This is a genomic window from Colwellia marinimaniae, assembly GCF_002207865.1.
Taxonomy (GTDB): Bacteria; Pseudomonadota; Gammaproteobacteria; order Enterobacterales; family Alteromonadaceae; genus Colwellia; species Colwellia marinimaniae.
Window position 1 is genome coordinate 18,073 of record NZ_BDQM01000015.1, and the last position, 23,766, is coordinate 41,838.

The following is a 23,766-nucleotide window of genomic DNA, read 5'->3' on the forward strand; positions in this document are numbered from 1 at the left end:
ATCTTTAGCATAGCCCGATTTTATTGAAAAGTAAAAAGTTACTGGGCAGTAAAAAGCCAGTTAAAATCAAAATTTTAACTGACTTTTAATCGGCTATTTCAGCTCATTAGCGCAAAGTTACTCGGGTATGACTAAGGGCTACTTTATTTAGCGACTAACCTATTTTTTTATACTTGATTCTGTGAGGCTCTGTTGCTGCCGGACCTAAAGTTTTCTTCAACCAAGCTTCGTAATCAGTGAAGTTACCTTCGTAGAAGTTGATTTTACCTTCGTCACGGTAATCTAAGATATGCGTGGCAATTCTGTCAAGGAACCAGCGGTCATGGGAAATAACCATGGCACAACCTGGGAATTCTAATAAGGCTTCTTCTAGCGCACGTAATGTTTCAATATCTAAATCATTGGTCGGTTCATCGAGTAACAATACGTTACCACCTGTTTGCACAAGCTTGGCTAAATGAACGCGGTTACGTTCACCACCGGATAATTGACCAATAATTTTTTGTTGATCATTGCCTTTAAAGTTAAAACGGCTGACATAAGCACGACTCGGAATTTCATAATTACCAATTTTTAAAATTTCATGGCCTTGGGATATTTCTTGGTAAACGGTTTTGCTGTTGTCCATATCATCACGGAACTGATCAACACTGGCCAGTTTTACCGTATCACCCAAGATTATTTCACCTGAGTCGGGCTGTTCAGCGCCAGTCATCATTTTGAATAAGGTTGATTTACCCGCGCCGTTTGGCCCGATAATACCAACGATAGCACCTTTAGGTACGCTAAAACTTAAGTTATCAATGAGCACTCTATCGCCAAAAGACTTGGTTAAGTTGATAACATCTAATACTTTGTCACCAAGGCGTGGTCCAGGTGGAATGTAAAGTTCGTTGGTTTCACTACGCTTTTGATGCTCTCGAGAATTAAGTTCTTCAAAGCGAGCCATACGGGCTTTGCTTTTTGATTGACGTGCTTTTGGATTTGAACGCACCCATTCAAGCTCTTGTTTGATGGTTTTTTGTAAAGCACTTTCACTTTTACTTTCTCGTTCAAGGCGATCGTTTTTTTGCTCTAACCAGGCAGTGTAGTTACCTTCATAAGGAATGCCGTGGCCTCTATCAAGCTCTAATATCCAACCGGCTACATTATCTAAGAAGTATCTATCATGGGTGATTGCTACCACAGTGCCTGGGTAGTCATGCAAGAAACGCTCTAACCAAGCTACAGATTCAGCATCTAAATGGTTGGTTGGTTCATCCAGTAATAACATGTCTGGTTTTTCTAGTAATAAACGACACAGGGCGACACGACGGAGTTCACCACCACTTAGCTCGGCAATTTTTTGCTCCCAAGGTGGTAAACGTAAGGCATCCGCGGCACGTTCAAGTACGTTATCAATATTATGGCCATCTTGTGTATTGATGATATCTTCTAATTCGCCTTGCTCTTTTGCTAGCTTATCAAAATCTGCGCCTTCTTCAGCGTACTCGTTATAGACTTGGTCTAAACGTGCTAAAGCATTTTTAACGGTAGCAACGCCTTCTTCAACGATCTCTCTAACCGTCTTTGTTTCGTCAAGGATTGGTTCTTGCGGTAAGTAACCAATTTTAGTGCCAGCTAATGCGGTAGCTTCACCTTCAAATTCTTTATCAACACCCGCCATAATGCGCAGCAAGGTTGATTTACCTGAACCGTTTAAACCTAAAACACCTATTTTAACGCCAGGGAAAAATGAAAGAGAAATGTCTTTTAAAATAGTGCGTTTCGGTGCGACTATCTTTGAAACGCGGTTCATCGACATGATGAATTTATCTGGTAGTGGCTGAGCCATGTGAATACCTTTTTTGAAGGGAATTTATAATTGCGGTTATTTTAGGGCAATCAGGTGAAGATAAGCAAAATAAACTTTTTATTTATTTTATTGAAATGAATTGAGCAAGTAAAAAGGAGCTTATTGCTGATAAAGCTCCTTTGAGCTTTATAGTTGGAGTCAGACTTTTATCGCGTGAGTGCTAATAATAAATGGTTAAACCATTCACGCTATTCACTCACGTTAAAAACTATAAATAAGTACCACTGATGTTTCAGTATTTAAATTAGCTTTATCATCATCTATCTTTGAATTGTAATCGATGACAAAATTGACTTTAAGTTGTAAAGAGTCAATCAACTTACTGGTGATTGAGCTTTCGGCTTTGTAAATGCTGTTTTGTCCCACTTCGATGGCATGTTTAATGGTGAAGGATTGTTTAAACTCAATGTGTTCATTTATTTTTTTTCTATAAAGCGCTTGAACTTGCAAAATGAAGGTGTCTTGTGTGTGACTTCTCATGCCATTAGACACGTCTTCAGTAGTCACATGGGTAACATCCCTCTTAAAACCTGGGCCAATATCGGCATCAAAACTGCTATATTTACTTTCAAACCAGCGGCGACCCCAACCAGTAGACACGGAAGCTTGCGAGTCAAAACCAGAAAAACGGTTTTCTTCATAAAAGACACTGCCGTAGATGTAGTTTTGATTTATTGAATCAATGGTATAGTTAGTTTGTGAAGCAATACTCCATTTTTGATCTGTGGTTTCAAAGTTTTTACGAATATCATTGTTGTCAATTTGTGATTCTTTTTCGGTTTTCTTGACCAATAAATCAAAAACAAAAGAGCTGCGCCAAAGACCCCGTTCAAAACGTAGGTCTAAACCGGTTTTAATATCGGCACTGCGAGTATTACCGGTTAAATAGAGGAAACCAAGTTGCGCTGAGGCGGTAAACAAGGTGCCTGACGAGGGCTGTTGTGAATCATTTGCTTTCTCTAAACTAAAGAGTATGTCAGAGGCATCTGCAGAGCTAGTCTCTGCTGTTTGCTCTTGGGCATAAGCAATAATAGGGAAAATGCAATAAATAACTAATAGGGGGAGAAGGATAAAGCGAGAAAACATCTTAATTAATACTACTTTTTAGGGCGAACCGCTGATAATTACCGGAGATTATACCTAAGTCGCCTATTATTTTCGAGCATAAAAAAAGGACCGAAGCCCTTTTTATCTAATTAGTTTGTATCAGTAGTGTTACTTAATGATAGCCTTTAACTCACCGCTTTGATAACGGTCAAACATGCTATCAAGGCTTATAGGTTTGATTTTACTGGCATGACCAGCAGTGTTAAATGCTTCATAACGTGCTTTACAAATGTCATACATGGCATTGGTTGATACTTGTAAAAATTTACGCGGATCAAATTCACTTGGGTTCTGCGCTAAAAAGCGACGAATAGCACCGGTAGATGCAAGGCGTAAATCCGTATCTATATTGATTTTACGTACACCATGTTTAATGCCTTGTTGAATTTGCTCAACAGGTACACCATAAGTCTCAGGGATTTTTCCGCCAAACTCATTAATAACAGCTAACCACTCTTGTGGTACCGATGAAGAGCCGTGCATAACCAAGTGAGTATCTGGGATACGTTTGTGAATCGCTTTAATAAGATCAATGGCTAAGATATCGTCTGTTGGTGGACGAGAAAACTTATAAGCGCCGTGAGAAGTACCACAGGCAATGGCCAGTGCATCTACTTGGGTTTTATTGACAAAATCAGCAGCTTCTTCAGGGTCTGTTAACATTTGCTCTCTTGTTAAAATACCTTCTGCGCCAACACCGTCTTCTTCACCAGCCATACCTGTTTCAAGAGAACCTAAGCAACCTAATTCACCTTCAACAGAAACACCACAAGCGTGTGCCATTTCAACTGCACGTTGAGTTACTGCAACATTGTATTCATAACTGCTTGGTGTTTTACCGTCTTCCATTAATGAGCCGTCCATCATTACCGATGAAAAACCTAGTTGGATAGAGCGTTGACAAATAGTAGGAGAAGTACCGTGATCTTGATGCATAACGACTGGGATATTTGGGAACTCTTCAATAGCGGCTAGAATTAAATGGCGTAAGAAAGGTGCGCCGGCGTATTTTCTGGCACCTGCAGATGCTTGCATGATGACAGGGCTATCAGTATCACTAGCGGCAAGCATGATGGCGCGTACTTGCTCTAAATTATTGACATTAAATGCTGGAATACCGTATTCAAATTCTGCCGCATGATCGAGCATTTGGCGCATTGAAATTAAAGCCATTTACTTACTCCTAGATAAGTTTTGTTGCTAAGGTTGGATGTTTTTATTTCGACAACATAATTATAGCAAAGAGCCCGCTTATCTTACAGAATAAATTTATTAAAGTTGTCTTTAAAGCGGGAATAGTTATAAAATCTGTATTTTGTGCGAATATTACCAGATTAGTTTGTGCTATAGGTTGTTGTAGACCATTTTTAAGTTTTGGATAGTAAGTTTACTACACTAGTGTAACACTAAGTTTCGTTTTGTTTCGTTCTTATTTCGTTTTAATTTTGATTTGATTTCGTTTTGCTTTCTATTTATGTTTGTTTTACTTTTTATTTAGCGGCTTGCTCGTATCTGCGCATAAAAAACGAGCAGCTTAGAGAATATAAGCTACTCGTTATTTTTACTCTAAACAATCGTTAAATTATGGCTTGAAAATTAAGCACTAGCCATGTTGTGATTTTGCGCGCTGCTCTAAAATTTCAACGGCGGGAAGTTTTTTACCTTCTAAGAACTCTAAGAAAGCACCACCACCGGTAGAAATATAAGATATTTTATCGGCTATACCATATTTATCTACTGCCGCTAAGGTATCACCACCCCCTGCAATGGAGAAGGCTGAACTATCGGCAATGGCTTGTGCAATCATCTTGGTGCCTTGAGAAAACTGATCAAATTCAAATACGCCAACAGGTCCGTTCCAAACAATGGTGCCAGCTTTAGCTATGATATCAGTTAATGCTTTTATCGAATCTGGGCCAATGTCAAAAATCATTTCGTCAGCATTGACATCCTTAACATTTTTTAATGTTGCTGACGCTGATGCTGAAAATTCAGTGGCGACAACCACATCCGTTGGAATTGGAATATCACCCTTATTGGCTTTCGCTTGTTTAGTTAAACGAGTCGCTTCTTCTACTAAATCGGCTTCAAATAATGATTTGCCGACATTGTGCCCTTCTGCTGCAATAAAGGTATTGGCGATGCCACCACCGACGATAAGCTGATCAACAATGCCCGCTAAAGAGTCAAGTACAGTCAATTTAGTGGACACTTTAGAGCCACCAACAATTGCAATAAATGGTCTAGCTGGGTTGTCTAACGCTTTACCTAATGCTTCTAGTTCACCAGAAAGTAATGGACCAGCACAGGCTGTTTCAGCAAATTTTGCTATGCCATGGGTACTTGCTTGTGCTCGATGAGCTGTACCAAAAGCATCCATGACAAAAATGTCACATAAGGCAGCTAATTTTTTTGCTAGAGCATCGTCATTTTTCTTTTCGCCAATATTAAAGCGGACATTTTCAAAAACAACCAATTCACCCGTTGCCACCTCAACACCGTCTAAATAGTCGGTGACTAGTCGAACCGGGTAGTTTAATGCAGCACTTAGGTATTCAGTTATAGGCTTAAGTGAAAATTTCTCTTCAGGCTCGCCTTCTGTAGGGCGACCTAAGTGAGACATAACCATTACTTTTGCGCCAGCTTCTAAAGCAAGTTTTAAGGTAGGTAAGGCCGCACGTAAACGGGCATCCGAAGTGATTTTTCCATCGGCAATAGGTACATTTAAATCTTCACGAATCAACACGCGCTTGTTCGTTAGTGTTAGCTCAGCCATTTTGATAATAGTCATTGTTGTCTCCTATTTTTATTGTCGGTAAATTATGTGCAATGCCTTGATAAAAAGTTATTTTACAAGGTACTTTTCTTTTTTTGTTAATTTCGCGCTAGGTGCATTGCCATGGCAGTATCTAACATGCGATTAGCAAAGCCCCATTCGTTGTCACACCAGATAAGCATTTTAACTAGACGTTTGTGGCTAACCCGCGTTTGGTTACCATCAACGATACAAGAGTGTGGGTCATGGTTAAAATCGATCGACACCAAAGGCTCTTCGGTATAGGTTAAAATGCCAGATAAATCTTGCTCCTGGCTAGCGGACACTATTGCTTGGTTGATGTCGTCAATGCTGACATCGGCATTGACCGTGATACTTAAGTCCATGGCGGTAACATTGAGTGTAGGGACCCGTACGGCGATGGCTTCAAAGCGGCCCTTAAATTTTGGTAATATTCGCTCAATACCCGCAGCCAATTTAGTATCTACGGGAATAATGGATTGACTGGCCGCACGCGAACGACGTAAATCTTTATGGTAAGCATCAATGACTTGCTGATCATGCATTGATGAATGAATGGTGGTGATGGTGCCACTTTCTACGCCAAAAGCTTCATCAATCACCTTAATCACTGGCACTATGCAGTTAGTAGTACAAGAGCCATTGGAGACAATACGATCATCTGAACTTAAGGTTTTATGATTAATACCATAGATAATGGTTGCATCAACGTCTGCGCTACCTGGGTGAGAGAATAATACTTTCTTCGCGCCGCGGTTAATATGACTTAAACCGTCGGCTTGGCTGCCATATTTACCGGTACAATCAAAAACAATATCAATATCTTGTTGTTGCCAAGGTAGACTATTCAAGCTATCGATATGAGTTAAGATTACTTCATCGCCATCGATAATCAATTGATCATCGTTTTGGCTGACCTTGAAAGGAAAGCGACCATGGGTACTATCGTATTTCAACAGGTGGGCTATGCCAGAAGAAGGAGCTAATTCATTAATTGACACTAGGGTAAATAACTCTGTTTTGCCATTTTCATATAGCGCTCTAACTACGCTGCGACCGATACGGCCAAAGCCATTAATGGCAATTCTTATTGTCATAATTTTACTGCATTTCTAAGTGATAATTCTAAGTGATGATGTTAAGCGATAAGCAAATTGATAATCTAAGCGGTAATTGTACCAGAGCTTACCACAAGTGCGATAGAGCGTTTGTGGTAAGCGTTATCTACTGAGTTATAACTGGTTTACTGTCTTAACAACATTGTCGACCGTGAAGCCAAAGTGCTCAAGTAATACCTTACCTGGAGCTGACTCACCAAAGGTGGTCATGCCAACAACTGCGCCATTTAGACCGACATATTTAGCCCAAAAATCAACATGTGCCGCTTCAATGGCAACACGTTTGGTTACGCTAATAGGTAAGATAGCTTCTTTATAGTCAGAGCTTTGCTTATCAAAAACATTCGTGGATGGCATAGAAACGACACGTACAAGTTTACCTTGCTCGGTTAATACTTTTGCGGCATCTACGGCCAGCGAAACTTCAGAGCCGGTAGACATTAATATAACATCAGGTGTACCAGCACAATCAACCAGTATATAAGCACCTTTTTCAATGGCACTTACTTGCTCTTGAGTACGACTCATAGCCGGTAGACCTTGGCGTGAAAATATCAATGCCGTTGGTGCTTTTTGGCTTTGCACCGCAGCTTTCCAAGCAACAGCAGCTTCAGTGGCATCACATGGGCGCCATGTTGTTAAGTTTGGCGTGGTTCTTAAGTTAGTTAATTGTTCAATAGGTTGATGTGTTGGACCATCTTCACCTTGACCAATAGAGTCATGGGTATAAACAAAAATATTTTGAATACCCATCAATGCCGACATACGTATGGCATTACGCGCGTATTCCATAAACATCATGAAAGTAGCACCGTAATTGATAAAACCGCCGTGCAGAGAGATACCATTCATAATACTACTCATGCCAAATTCACGCACGCCGTAGTAAATATAGTTACCAGCAGGGTCAGTCTTGATACCTTTAGAACCAGACCATAAGGTTAAGTTAGAGCCGGCTAAATCAGCTGAGCCACCTAACATTTCAGGTAATATACTCGCAAAGGCTTCAATGGCATTTTGTGACGCTTTACGGGTTGCAATGTTTTCACCGCTTTCATGACATTGTTGAATAAAAGCATTGGCTTTTTCTTCAAAATCGCTCGGTAATTCACCTTTAATGACACGACGCTCATATTCGCTGGCCAGTGCCGGGTGTGCTACTTTATATGCAGCAAATTTTTCATTCCAGCTCACTTGACTGAGTTGACCTTTTTCTTTGCTATCCCACTGAGCGTAAATGTCTGTTGGAATTTCAAAAGCTGGGTGTGGCCAATTTAAGAATTCACGTGTTGCAACAATTTCGTCATCACCTAAAGGCGCACCATGACACTCATGAGTACCTGATTTATTTGGCGAGCCAAAACCAATGATTGTTTTACAACAAATCATACTTGGTTTATCAGTGACTAGTTTCGCTGCTTCAATGGCGTGTGCAATTGCTTGCGGGTCGTGACCATCAACAGAAACAACATGCCAACCGTAAGACTCAAACCGGGCCGGAGTATCGTCGGTAAACCAACCTTCAACTTTACCATCAATTGAAATACCGTTGTCATCCCAAAAAACGATTAACTTACCTAAACCTAAGGTGCCGGCAAGTGAACATGACTCATGTGATAGACCTTCCATTAAACAACCATCGCCCAAGAAGCAATAGGTGAAATGGTCAACAATGGCGTGATCTTCGCGGTTAAATTGCGCGGCTAAGGTTTTTTCAGCAATAGCCATACCGACAGCATTGGCAATACCTGCACCTAATGGACCTGTGGTTGTTTCAACACCAGGGGTATAACCGTATTCTGGGTGACCAGGGGTTTTTGAGTGCAATTGACGGAAGTTTTTTAAATCATCAATAGATAAATCGTAACCCGATAAATGTAATAAAGAATAAATAAGCATAGAGCCATGGCCATTTGATAAAATAAAGCGATCACGGTCAACCCAGTTAGGATCGGCAGGATTGTGCTTTAAAAAGTCACGCCATAATACTTCGGCAATATCTGCCATGCCCATTGGGGCTCCAGGGTGCCCTGATTTTGCTTTTTGTACGGCATCCATACTTAATACACGGATAGCATTTGCTAGCTCTTGACGTGATGACATAATAGCTCCAGATCTTATAGTCTTGAAAGAATAAAAATTCTGCGTATTTTCGCTCACCAAAGCACGTAGCGCAAATTAAATTATGGAATTTTAACTATTATTTTGTCTCGCGATAAATTATTGCGATAATATAATGCTAGTATCGGGTAAAACTTGTGTCATTATTTACAAAATATTAACGGAATTACTCTGCCACTCTTGAATAATACTCTATGATGCAACTTCACTTACCGCGATTTTTTATTTCGGCCCTTTTGTACCTTGCTAGTTGTTTTGGTGCGATATGGCTTATCAATCCACAATCCCTGGTAAACTTTGTTGGTCCTGCCGCGGCAGTTGTCAGTGGCTTACTGATTATCTGGGGTCTCACGCCCATTGTTGCCATCTTATTGGTAACACCAATATTGGCTTTTAGTCTGAAGTATTTTTTTTACTTTGATGCCAATTTAGCGGTGATGAGTATTGCCGTACTTGCTATTGTTTTGCAGGCTTTCTGGACTAAACAGCTTGTTTTTCGCTTTATTCATTATAAAAAATGGTTACTATCCAGAAAGCACTTATTCTTTTTTCTGCTTCGTATTGGCCCTATTGCCAGCATAGTCTCAGCTAGCTCGGTTTTAGTTATTGCCATGCTAGATAACCAAGTTATACAAGGCACCTTTTTCTATACCTTTATTAATACCTGGTCCGCTAGCATGTTGGTGGCGGTATTTTTTATACCTTTATTATTACTGGCTAAAAATGCAGAACAGCTCAAGTTAACTAAACGAATTTTTGTCGGTTTTACTTCTGTTTTAGGTGCTTTGGCTATTTTGATATTGTTTAAAACCTCTCAGTATGAACAACAAAGTTATCGACAAGCGCTATTTAAGCAATCAAAAGTGGCAATCGAGCGCTTGATAGAAGCAGAAGTTGCTGGCGTAGTAAACCAAATCAATAGCCTTTCGGCATTTTTTAAAGCCAGTGATTATGTTTCATTAACTGAGTTTACTGTGTTTAGTGAAAGTATTTTTAAGCAAGGTTCTAGTATTAGGGCGTTAGAGTGGGCACCAATTGTACCTTTTAGCCATCGACAATGGTTTGAGCAACAAAGTTCAGTAACCTTGCAGCAAGACTTTCACATTAGAGAGCGTCTTGCCAATGGCAAAGTTGTACTTGCTAAACCTCGTAGCCAATATGCTCCTTTGTATTATATATACCCACAATACGGTAATCAGGCTGCTTTTGGCCTAGATGTTTATAGCACCCCCCAGCAGGTATTGTCTATGCAGCAGGTTGTTGATAGTAAACAGGTGATTGCCAGCGCACCAATGTCCTTGGTACAAGACGACATGGCTAAGCCAGGCATGTTGTTTAGTAAGGCTGTTTTTTTACCACCAGAGGATAACTACGCGACTAAGCCATCAGGGCAAAATAAGCTGTCGATAATCAAAGCAGATAAGTTAATAGGCTTTGTTGTGGCAGTCGTACAATTTGATCGCTTTTTTCAGCAGCTAGCGAAACAACAAGACCAAGACGTTAGCTTTTTTATTCAAGATGTCTCAAGTCACCAGCCCTTTACTCTCTTTGGTCAGGCGTTACCTAGCGCGAATAGATATATGGAAACCATTAACATGGAGGTCTTTTCTCGACTCTGGCAAATTAATATCGCCGAAAAGCAACCTTGGTTTAGTCAAGTGAAGACTTGGCAAGCATGGGCTGTGCTTATTGGTGGTACGCTTGGCGCTTTACTATTTCAAATGTTGGTATTGATGATGGCTGCCTACTCAAGTGAACTAGGTCAGCAAGTCGATATTAAAACCAGAGCGCTTATTTTAGCGAAAGAAAGTTCCGAGCAAAAAAGCTTAGCTAAAAGTAATTTTTTACAGAATTTAAATAAAGAGTTACGTTTGCCATTGCTAGCCATGAAGGTATTTGTTGAGCAATTAAAGAAAAAAGGCATAAATAACAAACAGGTGACAGGTATAAGCCATGCAGGCAGCAATATTGCTCTCTTGTTAGATACCATGATGGATTTATCTGATATCGAGTCAGGTAAGATCATTGCCAAAGAAGACTGTTTTGATTTTCATGGCTTTTTACAGCGCACTGAAGCGGTATTTAAAGCAAGTAATACTTATGAAGGTAAGCCAATTTCTTTCCTTATTGATGACAGCGTGCCGCATTATATCAATAGCGATGAACTCTACATTCAAAAATTATTACAGGCACTGATTGAAAGTGCTCATAAGCTACTAGGGGCTGACGCCTTACGTTTATCTATTAAGCTGCATAAACACAAACGTGCAGACGCTAGTTTGTTTTTTATTATATCTTCTCAAAATGAGGCAGTGAGCAAGGCAAACGAGCAAGATCTCACTCAACAAAACTATGACGAGCTATCAGTTAACAGTACGGCAATGGCTATGGCCATTAAATATAGCCATTTATTACGAGGTGATACCAAATTAGCGACGTTAAGCTCGGGTGCTGGCGTGTTAAGCGCTTCAATTAGAGTGATTATCTCATCTATTGAGCAACAAGAAGCTCAGCAAGGCTTAACATTTGATATAATTGATTAAGTTGTTTTTTTTTAATTGTTTATTTAACTAAAGAAAACGCTTGAAAATAAAAAAGTAATCGTTTAATGTCTTTGCACCTGCTCATAAATAGTACAAATTAATAATAAATCAAGCAGGCAGTGATATAGGTAAAACAATGAATAATTCATCCTCGCGAGGGTTTAAATTAACAACCGTGATATTTGCAGTATTAATCATGGCTGTTAGTGCAATGCTGAGTGGTAACTCAGTCGCAGATGACATGGATGTAGAAATAACGCAAGCAGATGAGTAGCTAAGTCGCTGGTTATTTACTTGCTATGGAAAATTGAAGCTCCACCACTGGTTTAAGTACAGTGCTGGGGCTTTTTCATTTTCAGAACTCAATGATTTTGAAGGTGCATTTTAGAGAAAAATAAAGTGTTCATGGGGGGATTAATTACTAGTAGTGGCGTCTCCACCGGAAACCGTTGATTGATATTATCTATTTGTTAAATAATAGTTTTCTTGTTGCTTGTTTTGCGTAGTGTTACCTCTGGTGTAACCAAGGTAAAAAGTCACTCACTAGTTTTTCAGCGAGTGACCTTTTAAAGTAAATAACTTAACTTTTCTATTTGAGAATCTACAAACGGCCAGTATATCTTTTCTAACTCGGTTATTTTATCTCGCTTCATGTAAAAGGTTTTCCAGCGCATCCCTTTTGGTTTAGGCCAGTAATGAATGTTTTCAAACATGTTATTTACGTCAGGCCAATCAAAGCCCCACAACTCTTTTCTTAGTTTTCTAATACGCCTAATTAGTCTGTCTTGTGGTCTTTCACTTTGGCTAGCGTAATGTAAGCCGATACATTGGCGGCAAGCATAGGCATGTTTGATAGCGTAAAGGTGCTGGCGTTGTTTTTGGCAGTATGGGCAAGTTATGTATAGTTTGTTGCTGGCGCTTCGATTATCGAGCTTTAAGGCTATTTTATGGGGCTTATCGTTTATTGTGAATGTTACATAACGAACACCATTTTTATTTTCTTTTAAGACTAGCTTACGGTGATTAGCACTCAGGTATTCAGAGTCGATTGAGTAACTACCTAGTGGTGTAGTGAGTAGTGACTTAAATGCGTTGGCGTTTATGCGGTGATACTCACCAGTGTAAGCCCTTGTTTGTGTTCTACCGTAATGATGACCTTTAGGCATTGTCATTTACTCTGAAAACTAAAGTTAAGATATATTGTCTTCGCCTATTTCCCTACGTGCTGTCAAAACCCCGACTTGTTTAATAGGAGCGCAAACAAAAGGCATAAGTTTAGTTAACCTGAACTCTGGATAATGAGTGCTTGATGTATAAGTAAAAACAACGACTTACGGTTGTTAAGAACAAAATATACAAGATTAAGTAGTAATATACACTATCAATGTTTCAATTTATTCGATTATCAAGGCAACACGTTTATGAATAACGGGTTATTTATCGACGTGTTAACGCTGAGAATCGGATAAAGGGGAATATTGAGCAAGTGCTGCTTATCCAGAGTTCAGGTTAGTTAAGAAGTTTAACCTTTGAACCGGGTCTTTAATTTCAGCTAATGTGTTTGGTAAGTTGGTTAATTCATCTTGAATGGCTTTGTTGATTAAATGCCTGATATCGCCAGCCATGTATTTACTGGTAGGTGTTTTGTTAGTTGCTGTCATATTAAAGTCTTTATTGTAAGGATATGTTTACATTGCATCATGTTTATCTTGTGCGAAAAACAGGGTTAACTTACTACTTTTCTTAGGTTCTTATGGGGCGAGCTGTTCTATGTTTATGCTTTTCCTATACAGTATTACTGCTGGTTTAACTGCCTTTATAAATATTCAATGTCATTGATAGGTTGTTGTTAATGCGCGGGGCTATACTTGATAGGCCGTGAACGCGATAGTGATGATGTTTGTTAAGCCAAGGTAGATAACAACTTATGATTGGATAAGTGTCTACTAACTTTACACTTTTTAATTTACCATTGTTAATTTACCGGTAAAGTGATGAAAAATAGTAATTTATTATAAGTGGTATGATTTTTGCTTTAAGCTGAAAAGCATTAACTAAAATGCCTTTCTATTTCAAGGAATGTATTACAAAGGAAAATACGATGAATATAAAAATGATAAAAGCGGCTGTTGCTGGATTAGTTTTATCTGTTAGTGGTTTTGCTAATGCAGGTTTGATTACTCTTGATGGACGTATCGACTCAGGCGCAGAAGTAGACCATTGGATATTAAATGTTACAAGTAGCGGCCTGTTCACTTTTGATGTATTAGCTTACGAAGGGGACTATGATGATTTTTTTGATAATGGAACAAATAACGATCATTTAGATAGTTATATTTATTTATTTTCTAACGATATTAATGGTTCGCTAGTTGACTCAAATGATGACGGTGAACTTGGAAACGATGGTTCAACTGAAGACTACGATAGTTTTATGTCTGTCAATCTTAATGTTGGAACATATGTTTTTGCAATTGGTGATTATCACCTAAATGAAGCTGGTGCTAGAGATGGAATTAATGAAAGCAATGCTAATGAAATTAGCGTGGGTAATTACAGGGTATCTATTTCATCTCAAGCTGGTGTGTTAAGTACTAACTCAGTACCTGAACCAACAACCCTTGCCATCTTCGCCTTAGGTATTATGGGTTTAGCAGCACGTAGATTCAAAAAACAGTAATCTAGTCTGTTTCATACTCTAACCATTCAAGTAATGAGTAAAACATTAAGCACCATTGATTGGTGCTTTTTTATTGCCTGAAGAAAGTTACCGCCATTTATAGCAAGCTAATATATGTGGAAAATTCACTTACCTCTTACGTTTTCTAAATTACTTTCTATTTGCGCTTTTATCTCTTCAAGGTGAACTACATAAAGCAATTCAACCCATGAACCATGAGCATATAAATATATTGTGCTGTAGTTAAATTCCTTACCTAACAAGGTACTTACTATTTCAATATTCTCTACTGTTTTAAGCTGAAGCTTATCTAGTCTATAGGTAAAAATTCCTGTTCTAGATTGAACCTCATTGTCGGATATTTTAACAACGACAAAATAGGGTGAAATTATAATATGTGCGCCTTTTAAAACGTACAACGTTGGCAGTAACAATAAACTGTAAACAGTTTCAGGTTGGTATTTATCGCCCAATAAAAACTCACCAAGCAAATTAAATAATAGGTATTAAATATAAACCCTCATTATTTTAAATATGATTTCCAAGAATACTTCGAATATTATTTTCCATTTACAAGTGGGAATGGTAATTCCATTTTTCATGCTTGCTCCCACTCACTTAGCCATTCATCGGTAGTTTGTTGATGTGTTTTGTCTGGCTGTTGTATGTCACTTGTTCGGTTGTTGTTTGGATTAAGCTGTGAAAACCTAGCCCATACCTCACCATGGAAAAGGTTAAGCAAAGGTATGATTTTATCTTTTACTTTAGCGCCATGAGCAAAAGTAGGTATGAAAAAACATTGTTTTAGGTTGCCCATATAATCATGAAAGCTAGATAATCTTGGCGGTAAACTCAAATCTGTTGAAAGCCAAAATTGGTAGAGCTTATATTCTTTGGTCTGTTTCAGCCGTCACTTTCTTAGCTTTTAATTTATACCGGTTAGCGGCAACGAGTTCAAAGGTGTTAGACAGTAATTTTTTTTGCTCTGCTGCCTTATCATTTCTATGTTCTTTGGGAGCAATAGCACTGGTTAATAACTTTCTAGCTTCAGCTCGTTTTTCTCTAGCCTCTGCCAGTGCTGTTTCAGGGTAAGTGCCAAAGCTAACATTGGCTCTTTTATTGATAAAAGGGCGTAGTAGTTAAATAGCCATAGTAACACTCAGAAAGTAAGGGGTAAGCGATGTTACTGTAGATGTTACTATAAAACTTGAGTGTTACAAACTCTTATTAATCGCTATTGATAGCTAAGAGTCTTGTTTTTAATGGGATTTGGTAAGTTTTTGAATGGTGTTAATAGTCTTAAATAGTGCTAATGGCGTCTCCACCGGGACTCGAACCCAGAGCAGCAGCTTAGGAGGCCGCAGTTTTATCCAGTTAAACTATGGAGACATAGCATTAAGGTCGCTATTTTAACCATATTTCTTATGCTTTGTTAATGTTTTTATTAAATTTTTATGCACTTTAGCTTAGCTTCTTCTTATTCGAAGATAGTCACCTAGTCGTTAGTATGATTTTTATGCTTATTGCTTGATCTGTATCGTCTCTTTCTCACGCCCTAGTTATACAATGAGCTGTTTGTCATTCGTCGATAATCATTTCGGCGTTCTCTATTTTAGCAACAACTATTGCAGTAACAGTAAGGTGAAGGAGTTCTATTATGAAAGCAGCCGTTATTCATCAATTTAAAGGTCGTCTTGAAATTCAACAGCGAGATAAACCAAGTATTGCTAGCCAAGAGGTTTTGGTTAAAATTCATGCTTGTGGTGTCTGTCATACTGACTTGCACGCCTGCCAGGGTGACTGGCCGGTTAAACCTAAAATGCCACTTATTCCGGGTCATGAAGGAGTTGGTGAGATCGTTGAAATTGGTGAGCAAGTTAAACATTTTAAACTTGGTGACCGTGTTGGCATCCCCTGGCTTTACAGTGCTTGTGGCTATTGTGACTACTGTTTAACCGGTAATGAAAATTTATGTTTATCACAGCAAAACTGCGGTTATTCGGTTGATGGTAGTTATGCCGAATATTGCAAAGCCCATGGTGATTATGTGGTAAAAATTCCTGATGGTATTGATTATGTTGCAGCAGCCCCCTTGTTTTGTGCCGGCGTTACTACCTATAAAGCACTGAAAGTATCCACCGCAAAACCGGGTGAGTGGGTCGCTATTTTTGGTATCGGTGGTTTAGGGCATTTAGCGGTTCAGTATGCCGTTGCCATGGGCTTAAATGTTATTGCCGTTGATACCGGCACTGATAAATTGAAACTTGCTAAAGAACTGGGGGCCAGCCTTTGTTTAGACTTTAAAAGTGATGATGTTGTTGCGCGTGTACTTGAGGAAACCGGTGGTGTGCACGCCAGTATCTGTACCGCCGTTAGCAAAAGTGCCTTTGAACAGAGCTATAAAGTCATTCGCCGAGGGGGTAAATGTGTGTTAGTCGGCCTACCAGCAGAAGATATGCCGCTGCCTATTTTTGATACGGTATTAAATGGCGTGAGTGTTATCGGCTCTATTGTTGGTACCCGGAAAGATTTAGTTGAGTGTTTAGACTTTGCCGCGAGAGGTAAAGTTAAAGCCATTACCATTGAGAAAAAACTAGAAGATATCAATGAGATTTTTGACGATATGATTAATGGTGAGATTACTGGCCGTGTGGTGATGACGTTTTAGCTTTCTTTGGCAATACTTATTAGCGCTAACAGGCTTAAATTTATCTGTTTGTTCAAAGCCCTCTACTGTGGATAACGGTTAAGGGCTTTTTTTATGTGCGTAGTTGTAGCCCTGTATTTAGGGGACGTTTGTTCTGCCTGCCCACTTAATCAAAACAATTACTGTAAACGTAATAGCTAAAGATTAATTACCGCTAAAATAAATAAACTTTTTCCAAACTATTTTGCTTACCCGCGCTACTTTATAGTTGCATACCAGTAATAATGACGCTTATGTAGCGATAGCGTAACAAATTTTTTTAAGTGATTTTTTTTAAGTAATAGACTAATAATAGGAGCCTTTGTGTTTGAAAAAAGCGATGAAACGCTCATAGCGCAAGCGCTAAAAGGCAAAAAATAAGCTTGGCTAACACTGGTAAAACGTTATGAGAAACCTCTCTATAACTACGCTTTACGTATGGTGAATAATCCGGCTGATACCATGGATTTAATGCAAGATATCTTTATGGCATTATTTCGAAATTTATCCAAGTTTCGAGGTGAATGTCCCTTTAAGAGTTGGCTGTTTAAGATTACTCATTATCGTTGTCTTGAGTTTTATCGACGTAAACGGCCGATGCAATCACTTGATGATGTGCCAGAGCAAGAAGATGAACAATCGTTATGCCTAGAAAAAGACTTATTTTTAAAACAGCAAAGTAGCACGCTATTACAAGCGATGCAGCATTTACCGGTCAAGCAAAAACTGGTAGTGGAGTGAAAGTTTTTCCAGCAGTGTACTTTCGAAGATATTAGTCAGCAACTTGGCATCTCAACCAATACCGCCAAGTCACAATTATATAGCGCACTCGATAAATTAAAACTGCAGTTAGCAGGGTCGTGGCTACAAAGATCAAATATTAGTCTTTAATAAAAAAGACATTAACGCTTGTGCCAACAGTAAGCTGACCGCTAAAAAGCTATTGACCAAAGCAGAGCAGTATCAGTTCTAGTTTCGTTAGTTAAATTTTAAGGCAACTAAGTTTAGCTTTATCTAGCTAGACTTAGTTAAGTTACTGTGAATGTTTGCCGCCATAAATAGCGTAATGAATATTCGCTACTTATGGCTTTTTATCTGGCATAAATTAGTGAGTGAGGATTTAATTCATAACAAGACTTTCTAAAATGATGATAAGATAATATACTGTTTAAATGTACAGTATTTGTTTTGATACTATGAAAAGTTGTCTGTTATGAAAGTTATTCCCATCTATATTGAAGCTGGTATTTCTGGCTTTGAATCGCCCGCTGCCGAATATAAAGAGTTAGGTCTAAGCTTAGATCAACTTATTATTCGCCATCCCAATGCGACTTTTATTGGTCAAGCCATAGGTCATTCTATGCAAGGCATAGGTATTTTTGATGGTGATATACTTATTGTTGATAGGTCGCTTACCGCCAAAAATGGTGATGTCATTGTGGCAAACTATAATGGTTGTTTTGTCTGTAAAATTTTGGATAAGCCACAAGCACGGTTATTGTCTGCTTCTCAGCAATTTGCTCCGGTAAATATTAAACCCGAAGACACCTTCCAGCTAGAAGGCGTCGTTACTCAGTCTATTCGTCTGCACCATCCAGTTCCCGATTTACTTGCATGTTTGCACTAGTTGATGCGGTCTCATTTTACGCCAGTGCTGAGAAAGTCTTTGATCCCAGTATTCGTAATAGACCTGTGGTGGTACTAACCAATAACGATGGCTGTATTTGTGCGGTTTGCCCTATTGCGAGAAGGTTAGGTATTCCAAAGTTTAAGCCTTACTTTCAAGTGAAGTGGTTATTAGACAAGCATGATGTGGTGGTTCGCTCTTCAAATTACGAACTCTATGCTGATTTGAGTGATAAAATGATGGCGGTTATTGCTCGTTATTGCGATAAGCAACATATTTATTCTATTGATGAATCATTTTTAGTTTTTAATAATTATCAAAATATTATTAGTGATTGGCATGCCTATGGCCATGAGATAAGGCGTGCTATATGGAAGGAAACACGCTTACCTGTTGGCGTTGGTTTTGGCTCTACTACTACCTTAGCTAAAGCGGCTAATCATGCTGCAAAAAAATTAACCGGCTTTAACGGCGTCGCGGTTATTGATAGCCCAAGTAGTGCTAAGGCCGTGCTCACCCGCATGGCTGTTAATGAGGTTTGGGGCGTGGGCCGACGCATTGCAAAAAAATTAACAGCCCAGGGCATTAATAATGCCTACCAGTTAGCGCAGCAAAACCCTAAAGCTATGCGTAAAGAGTTTAGCGTTATGATTGAGCGAACCGTGCATGAACTCAATGGCATTACCTGCTTATCTTGGGATGAGGTTAAGCCAGCTAAGCAAGAGATCTTTTCAACGAGAAGTTTTGGTCAACGCATTATGGATATTCATGCATTGCAAGCCGCCTTAACCAGTCATGGCGCTATTGTGGCTAAAAAATTGCGACAACAAGGTAGCTTAGTTAAGAAGCTGATAATCTTTGCTTCGAGCTCACCTCATGATGAAAACTATTATAAGCAGGCCATTAGCTACCGCTTCAGCCAAGCAACAGATAATAATTGCGACATAGCTACCGCAATAACGAGTGCGCTGAGTGATATATTTGTGCCCGGTGTGCGTTTTTATCGCTGCGGTGTCGGTGCGATTGAATTACAAAGTCGTGCTTTTCAACAAGCGGATTTATTTTTACCCGCGCAAACAAACCCAGCTTTGATGGCATGCCTTGATAAAATAAATAAGCGTTATGGTCAAGGTACCTTAAAAGTTGCGGCGCAAGGGCAAAGTGATAACTGGCAGATGAAACGGAATTTTTTGAGCCCACAATACACCACCTGCTGGCGAGATATTCCTAAAATTCAGTGTTAATTTAAAGTGAAATAGTTGGCATTCATGTATTTATTTTAATCAAGGCTCGGTCTTAATCAACAACAGGAAAAATAAGCTATTGATGAAGGCTTAATAGCTTTGCGCTGGCAAGTTAGTAAGGAATTAAGTAATATGCCTTTTTTCAAGTAAGCAAATCTTTAAGGGTGTTATTGAATGGGTAAATTTATATTACTCGCTATTGTTATTGGACTATTTGTCTTCTTCATTATGCGACAAAGTAGCAATAAAGCAGCGGCCGAAATTAATATAAAATTAGGCAGTGAGTTTTTAGCGGCTAATAAAAGTGAGGCTGGGGTAAATACAACCGCTTCAGGTTTACAATATAAAGTGCTAACTCAAGGTAGTGGTACAGAGCACCCAAGTGCATCGTCGAAAGTTAAAGTGCATTACCATGGAACTTTACTTGATGGCAGTGTCTTTGATAGTTCAGTCGATCGAGGCCAGTCAATTAGTTTTGGTTTAAATCAAGTAATTAAAGGCTGGACTGAAGGTGTGCAGTTGATGGTTGTCGGCGAGAAAACGCGTTTTTATATTCCGTCAAGTTTAGGCTATGGTAACAAACCGGCGGGAAAAATAGGCCCTGGAGCATTATTAATTTTTGATATTGAGTTACTGGCGATAAACTAAGCCAAGTTGTTAGACAAAACAGTCTAAATTAAAGCCCATTTAGTATGACTAAATGGGCTTTTTTTTACCAATTTGAGAGTTAATTAAGCAGCCAAGTAGCTAACTATTCGTCATCTCACTAGCTACTTAATTAGCTACCTACCTCATTAGATAAGTCATTAAAGAACATCGTTGTTAATAGTATCTCAACTCTCGTACTTTGCCCCAGAACACCCAGTATGAGAAGACGGTATAGCTGAAGATCACGGGTACTACTATGATCACTCCCCATAATAAAAAGCTTAACGATTCAGGCGCTGCTGCGGTTTCCCAAATGGTTAATTTACCCGGCACTATATAGGGGAAGAAGCTAAAGGCAAAACCAAAAAAGCATAAAGCAAATATAACAACAGCAGCAACAAAAGGTCGCCAACAGCCTTTATCCATTTCAGCAGGTAATGTTTTCAACTGTAATAAGCTGTAAACAAATAAGGCAAAACACAATACCGGTAAAGGCAATATATATAAGGTGGTCGGCCAAGCAAACCATTTAGCAAAAACATCAGGGTTAATTAAGGGGTTTATCGCTGAAACAGCCACTACGCCGATAAAGCAAATAACCCCGGTCTTTTTAGCCCAAGCTACCGCTTGTACTTGTAAGGCGCCTTCTGTTTTCATGATCAGCCAACATGCACCAATATAGGCATAGGCAGCTGCAACACCTAATGCACTGAGTAAGCTAAAGGCATAAGCTGCTAGAGAGTCTTCAAAGCTCATAACATACATGCCCAGCATATAACCTTGGCTCAAGGCTGCGAGTAATGAACCTACTTTAAAGACCTTGTCCCAGGTTGGTTTATGGCTAAATGCTGCTTTGGCTCTGAAATCAAAAGCGACACCGCGTAGTATCAAGCTAATTAATAATACCGCCGTGGGTAAATAGAGCTCTTTAAAAATGTGGCTATGGGCTGATGGAAAAGCAATTAACAACAAGCCAATAGCCAAGACCAGCCAGGTTTCATTGGCATCCCAAAAAGGGCCAATAGAGGCGATCATGGTATCGCTATCATCTTTTTGTGAAAGTGGTAGCAATATACCAACACCTAAATCAAAGCCATCTAATATGGCGTACAACAATATCGACAAGCCCATTAGCGAAACAAATATGACTGCCAGTGAATTAGCTTCAAACATTATCATTCTCCTTGGTATTCGGTGACTGGTTTGTTGAGTGAGCTATTGCTGTGTGAACCACAGGTTTAACTTTCTCATCATCAGTGATTTCTTCAATTTCAACTGCACGATTTGCCATGGTAAATAGTGTGTGTAAATACGCGGTCATTAACACCACATATAAAGTGAGATACAAGACGAGAGATAAAGCGACATTGCCAGGTGCTATAGTAGTTGCGGCATCTTTAACCGTTAAAATTCCGGTAACTAACCAAGGTTGTCGTCCTATTTCAGTAACATACCAGCCAGCTAATGTTGCTACCCAGCCAGAGAAACTCATGGCAACCAATACTTTTAACAGCCATCGCGGCAAAACATTATTACGCATGAGCTGTATTCGGCTAAACCAAGAGATGATTAGCATTAACATGCCAATGCTAATCATAATACGAAAAGCAAAAAATACGGGTGCTACGGGTGGGTGATTACCTTCAAATTCGTTTAAACCCTTTATTTCACCTTCAAGATCATGAGTTAAAATTAAACTGGCCAGTTTTGGTATGGCTATTTCAAAGTGGTTCTTTTTTTGCTCTTCATCAGGTATAGCGAACAGTATTAGCGGCGCGCCTTTTTGGGTCTGCCAAATTCCTTCCATAGCGGCAATTTTTTGTGGCTGATGCTCAAGGGTATTTAAACCATGCAGATCACCCATAAATATTTGTAGTGGTGTTAAAAACATTGCCACAGTTAAGGCTATTTTTAGTGTCAGTTTTGGGGCTTTTTTATCATCACCCTTAAGTAATCGATAAGCACTGATACCCGCGATTAAAAAGGCGGCGGTTAAGCCTGAGGCAATAAGCATATGGGTTAAACGATAGGGAAATGACGGGTTAAAAATAATGGCAAACCAATCTACTGGAAAAGCAACACCATCACGCATTTCATGGCCTTGGGGGGTATGCATCCAAGAGTTAAGGGCTATAATCCAAAAGGCGGACAGGGTAGTACCTATGGCAACAATGAAGGTAGATAAAGTATGTACTCTAGCGGAAACTCTTTTTATGCCAAATAACATAACACCGAGAAAACCCGCTTCGAGAAAAAATGCGGTTAATACTTCGTAGCCCAATAAGGGGCCGGCAATATTACCAACGGTTTCCATAAACTTGGGCCAGTTAGTACCAAACTGAAATGACATGGTAATGCCAGTAACTACACCAATGGCAAAGGTGAGAGCAAATATTTTTACCCAAAATCGATAGGCGCGCATCCAAACAGGATCGCCGGTTTGATCAAAGCGTAATTTGAAAAAAAATAAAAACCAACTTAACGCTATGGTGATTGCTGGAAAAAGAATATGAAAACTTATATTGGCGGCAAACTGAATGCGTGACAGCATTAACGTTTCAAGCACGATGGACTCCGTTAGTTTATCATTTACCCTGCAGGTAATAAGCTGCAGGGTAAATTGATAACGTTAGTAATTTATTATAGAAAGTTAAAAAACACATAAAAAACGGTTAAGATCACACTTTACCGTTGTTAATTAATTTATCTTTAAGGTTGATAATTTTACTTACCCCAGCGCCTAGTTTCATTAGCGTATTAAGCTGCTCTGGGCTCAGGCGTTGCAGTTCACTGGCCCAATGGGTGACGGTTTCGAGTAAGTCATGAATTTCATGCATCTGCTTTTGTGCATACTCTTCTTGTTGATTAGTCGGCTCAGTTAATAAGTTATCGCGCAATAGTGACAGGGTTGGGTCTATTTCGCGTTTACGGCGCTCTTCAAAGACCCGAATTGCCATTTCCCAAATAGAGCCTGCAGGTGAGTAATACTCTTTTCTGTCTTTAGGTTTATGTTGAACCTGTACTAAACGCCAGGATTGCAGCTCCTTAATACCCATGCTGACATTGCCACGAGAGATATTAAGTGCCTCAGAGATTTGTATAGCACTTAACGGCTCTTGATAAATAATTAATAAGCCATACATTTGACCGACAGTGCGATTAAAGCCCCATCGGCTGCCCATTTCGCCACAATGCATAACAAAAGATTCTATTTTTGACGCCAGTATCATAAGTTCGTTCTGAAGTTTCAGTAATTTCTGAAAGTTTAAACTTATATTGATATAGATCAATGATTAATTTGCTCTATTTTGTACGGGTTATTCCTAGCAAGTAATAAAGA

21 protein-coding genes, 1 tRNA gene and 1 pseudogene are annotated in these 23,766 nt (G+C 39.2%); 8 read left to right on the plus strand and 15 right to left on the minus strand.

All coding sequences use genetic code 11. From position 1 onward, the window contains the following. Positions 1-154: 154 nt before the first annotated feature. From ettA to tkt, 6 genes are all read right to left on the minus strand, one after another. The gene (gene ettA / locus MTCD1_RS10430) at positions 155-1,834 is read right to left on the minus strand and encodes an energy-dependent translational throttle protein EttA (RefSeq protein ID WP_057181812.1); all 1,680 of its coding nucleotides are present in this window, start codon (positions 1,832-1,834) and stop codon (positions 155-157) included. A 222-nt stretch (positions 1,835-2,056) separates the two neighbouring features. After that, a complete protein-coding gene (locus MTCD1_RS10435) occupies positions 2,057-2,941 on the minus strand; it encodes a DUF481 domain-containing protein (RefSeq protein WP_057181811.1) in 885 nt (294 codons plus the stop codon). A 129-nt stretch (positions 2,942-3,070) separates the two neighbouring features. Next, complete coding sequence (gene fba, locus MTCD1_RS10440; protein ID WP_057181810.1) at positions 3,071-4,135, minus strand: class II fructose-bisphosphate aldolase; 1,065 nt, start codon at positions 4,133-4,135, stop codon at positions 3,071-3,073. Positions 4,136-4,565: 430 nt separating this feature from the next. Next, the gene (locus MTCD1_RS10445) at positions 4,566-5,753 is read right to left on the minus strand and encodes a phosphoglycerate kinase (RefSeq protein ID WP_057181809.1); all 1,188 of its coding nucleotides are present in this window, start codon (positions 5,751-5,753) and stop codon (positions 4,566-4,568) included. 83 nt (positions 5,754-5,836) lie between these two features. Continuing rightward, positions 5,837-6,856: an erythrose-4-phosphate dehydrogenase gene (gene epd, locus MTCD1_RS10450; RefSeq protein ID WP_057181808.1), complete on the minus strand. Its 1,020-nt coding sequence runs from the start codon at positions 6,854-6,856 to the stop codon at positions 5,837-5,839. A 135-nt stretch (positions 6,857-6,991) separates the two neighbouring features. Beyond that, complete coding sequence (gene tkt / locus MTCD1_RS10455) at positions 6,992-8,980, minus strand: transketolase (protein WP_057181807.1); 1,989 nt, start codon at positions 8,978-8,980, stop codon at positions 6,992-6,994. A gap of 212 nt (positions 8,981-9,192) precedes the next feature. Here tkt and MTCD1_RS10460 point away from each other — a divergent pair, with 212 nt between their 5' ends. Then, complete coding sequence (locus MTCD1_RS10460; RefSeq protein ID WP_057181806.1) at positions 9,193-11,541, plus strand: CHASE domain-containing protein; 2,349 nt, start codon at positions 9,193-9,195, stop codon at positions 11,539-11,541. Between the two features lie 136 nt (positions 11,542-11,677). Further along, entirely contained in the window at positions 11,678-11,815 is a 138-nt protein-coding gene (locus tag MTCD1_RS21220; protein WP_157447811.1) for a hypothetical protein, read from the plus strand. A 292-nt stretch (positions 11,816-12,107) separates the two neighbouring features. On the opposite strand, the gene MTCD1_RS10465 is transcribed toward MTCD1_RS21220, so the two are convergent. Next, complete coding sequence (locus MTCD1_RS10465; protein ID WP_057181805.1) at positions 12,108-12,707, minus strand: hypothetical protein; 600 nt, start codon at positions 12,705-12,707, stop codon at positions 12,108-12,110. Positions 12,708-13,034: 327 nt separating this feature from the next. Then, entirely contained in the window at positions 13,035-13,202 is a 168-nt protein-coding gene (locus MTCD1_RS21225; RefSeq protein ID WP_157447810.1) for a hypothetical protein, read from the minus strand. A gap of 440 nt (positions 13,203-13,642) precedes the next feature. On the opposite strand from MTCD1_RS21225, the gene MTCD1_RS21480 reads away from it, so the two are divergent. Then, positions 13,643-14,221, plus strand: a complete 579-nt coding sequence (locus tag MTCD1_RS21480) for a DVUA0089 family protein (protein ID WP_057181804.1) — start codon at positions 13,643-13,645, stop codon at positions 14,219-14,221. A 125-nt stretch (positions 14,222-14,346) separates the two neighbouring features. Here MTCD1_RS21480 and MTCD1_RS10475 read toward each other — a convergent pair whose 3' ends face one another. The 4 genes from MTCD1_RS10475 to MTCD1_RS10490 form a co-directional block, all read right to left on the minus strand. Then, positions 14,347-14,694: a PH domain-containing protein gene (locus MTCD1_RS10475; protein WP_057181803.1), complete on the minus strand. Its 348-nt coding sequence runs from the start codon at positions 14,692-14,694 to the stop codon at positions 14,347-14,349. Between the two features lie 125 nt (positions 14,695-14,819). Then, positions 14,820-15,077: a hypothetical protein gene (locus MTCD1_RS10480; RefSeq protein WP_143760108.1), complete on the minus strand. Its 258-nt coding sequence runs from the start codon at positions 15,075-15,077 to the stop codon at positions 14,820-14,822. A gap of 28 nt (positions 15,078-15,105) precedes the next feature. Then, positions 15,106-15,345, minus strand: coding sequence for an integrase arm-type DNA-binding domain-containing protein (locus MTCD1_RS22690; protein WP_369007707.1), 240 nt, complete (start codon positions 15,343-15,345; stop codon positions 15,106-15,108). 189 nt (positions 15,346-15,534) lie between these two features. After that, positions 15,535-15,610, minus strand: a tRNA-Arg gene (locus MTCD1_RS10490). A 268-nt stretch (positions 15,611-15,878) separates the two neighbouring features. On the opposite strand from MTCD1_RS10490, the gene adhP reads away from it, so the two are divergent. The 5 genes and pseudogenes from adhP to bamJ all read left to right on the plus strand — a co-directional run bounded on the left by adhP (position 15,879) and on the right by bamJ (position 20,426). After that, on the plus strand, positions 15,879-16,889 hold the full coding sequence (gene adhP / locus MTCD1_RS10495; protein ID WP_057181800.1) for an alcohol dehydrogenase AdhP: 1,011 nt from the start codon (positions 15,879-15,881) through the stop codon (positions 16,887-16,889). A 342-nt stretch (positions 16,890-17,231) separates the two neighbouring features. Next, positions 17,232-17,798, plus strand: a pseudogene (locus MTCD1_RS10500) (RNA polymerase sigma factor). Between the two features lie 322 nt (positions 17,799-18,120). Then, positions 18,121-18,534 carry a LexA family protein gene (locus tag MTCD1_RS10505; RefSeq protein WP_057181799.1) on the plus strand — a complete coding sequence of 138 codons (414 nt, stop codon included), beginning with the start codon at positions 18,121-18,123 and terminating at the stop codon, positions 18,532-18,534. Beyond that, entirely contained in the window at positions 18,522-19,778 is a 1,257-nt protein-coding gene (locus tag MTCD1_RS10510; RefSeq protein WP_057181798.1) for a Y-family DNA polymerase, read from the plus strand. The genes MTCD1_RS10505 and MTCD1_RS10510 overlap by 13 nt, the downstream gene beginning before the upstream one ends. Positions 19,779-20,006: 228 nt before the next feature. Then, positions 20,007-20,426 carry a BamJ family beta-barrel-assembly machinery protein gene (gene bamJ, locus MTCD1_RS10515; protein WP_438819283.1) on the plus strand — a complete coding sequence of 140 codons (420 nt, stop codon included), beginning with the start codon at positions 20,007-20,009 and terminating at the stop codon, positions 20,424-20,426. A 174-nt stretch (positions 20,427-20,600) separates the two neighbouring features. Here bamJ and cydB read toward each other — a convergent pair whose 3' ends face one another. The 3 genes from cydB to MTCD1_RS10530 form a co-directional block, all read right to left on the minus strand. Next, on the minus strand, positions 20,601-21,599 hold the full coding sequence (gene cydB / locus MTCD1_RS10520; RefSeq protein WP_057181796.1) for a cytochrome d ubiquinol oxidase subunit II: 999 nt from the start codon (positions 21,597-21,599) through the stop codon (positions 20,601-20,603). Continuing rightward, the gene (locus tag MTCD1_RS10525; protein ID WP_057181795.1) at positions 21,592-22,992 is read right to left on the minus strand and encodes a cytochrome ubiquinol oxidase subunit I; all 1,401 of its coding nucleotides are present in this window, start codon (positions 22,990-22,992) and stop codon (positions 21,592-21,594) included. The genes cydB and MTCD1_RS10525 overlap by 8 nt, the downstream gene beginning before the upstream one ends. Before the next feature lie 112 nt (positions 22,993-23,104). After that, positions 23,105-23,656, minus strand: a complete 552-nt coding sequence (locus MTCD1_RS10530; protein ID WP_057181794.1) for a GbsR/MarR family transcriptional regulator — start codon at positions 23,654-23,656, stop codon at positions 23,105-23,107. Positions 23,657-23,766: the final 110 nt, after the last annotated feature.

Coding starts and splice junctions, on each gene's coding strand:
- ettA (WP_057181812.1), bottom strand. CDS start 1,834: ATGGCTCAGCCACTACCAGATAAATTCATCATGTCGATGAACCGCGTT.
- MTCD1_RS10435 (WP_057181811.1), bottom strand. CDS start 2,941: ATGTTTTCTCGCTTTATCCTTCTCCCCCTATTAGTTATTTATTGCATT.
- fba (WP_057181810.1), bottom strand. CDS start 4,135: ATGGCTTTAATTTCAATGCGCCAAATGCTCGATCATGCGGCAGAATTT.
- MTCD1_RS10445 (WP_057181809.1), bottom strand. CDS start 5,753: ATGACTATTATCAAAATGGCTGAGCTAACACTAACGAACAAGCGCGTG.
- epd (WP_057181808.1), bottom strand. CDS start 6,856: ATGACAATAAGAATTGCCATTAATGGCTTTGGCCGTATCGGTCGCAGC.
- tkt (WP_057181807.1), bottom strand. CDS start 8,980: ATGTCATCACGTCAAGAGCTAGCAAATGCTATCCGTGTATTAAGTATG.
- MTCD1_RS10460 (WP_057181806.1), top strand. CDS start 9,193: ATGATGCAACTTCACTTACCGCGATTTTTTATTTCGGCCCTTTTGTAC.
- MTCD1_RS21220 (WP_157447811.1), top strand. CDS start 11,678: ATGAATAATTCATCCTCGCGAGGGTTTAAATTAACAACCGTGATATTT.
- MTCD1_RS10465 (WP_057181805.1), bottom strand. CDS start 12,707: ATGCCTAAAGGTCATCATTACGGTAGAACACAAACAAGGGCTTACACT.
- MTCD1_RS21225 (WP_157447810.1), bottom strand. CDS start 13,202: ATGACAGCAACTAACAAAACACCTACCAGTAAATACATGGCTGGCGAT.
- MTCD1_RS21480 (WP_057181804.1), top strand. CDS start 13,643: ATGAATATAAAAATGATAAAAGCGGCTGTTGCTGGATTAGTTTTATCT.
- adhP (WP_057181800.1), top strand. CDS start 15,879: ATGAAAGCAGCCGTTATTCATCAATTTAAAGGTCGTCTTGAAATTCAA.
- MTCD1_RS10505 (WP_057181799.1), top strand. CDS start 18,121: ATGAAAGTTATTCCCATCTATATTGAAGCTGGTATTTCTGGCTTTGAA.
- MTCD1_RS10510 (WP_057181798.1), top strand. CDS start 18,522: ATGTTTGCACTAGTTGATGCGGTCTCATTTTACGCCAGTGCTGAGAAA.
- bamJ (WP_438819283.1), top strand. CDS start 20,007: ATGCGACAAAGTAGCAATAAAGCAGCGGCCGAAATTAATATAAAATTA.
- cydB (WP_057181796.1), bottom strand. CDS start 21,599: ATGTTTGAAGCTAATTCACTGGCAGTCATATTTGTTTCGCTAATGGGC.
- MTCD1_RS10530 (WP_057181794.1), bottom strand. CDS start 23,656: ATGATACTGGCGTCAAAAATAGAATCTTTTGTTATGCATTGTGGCGAA.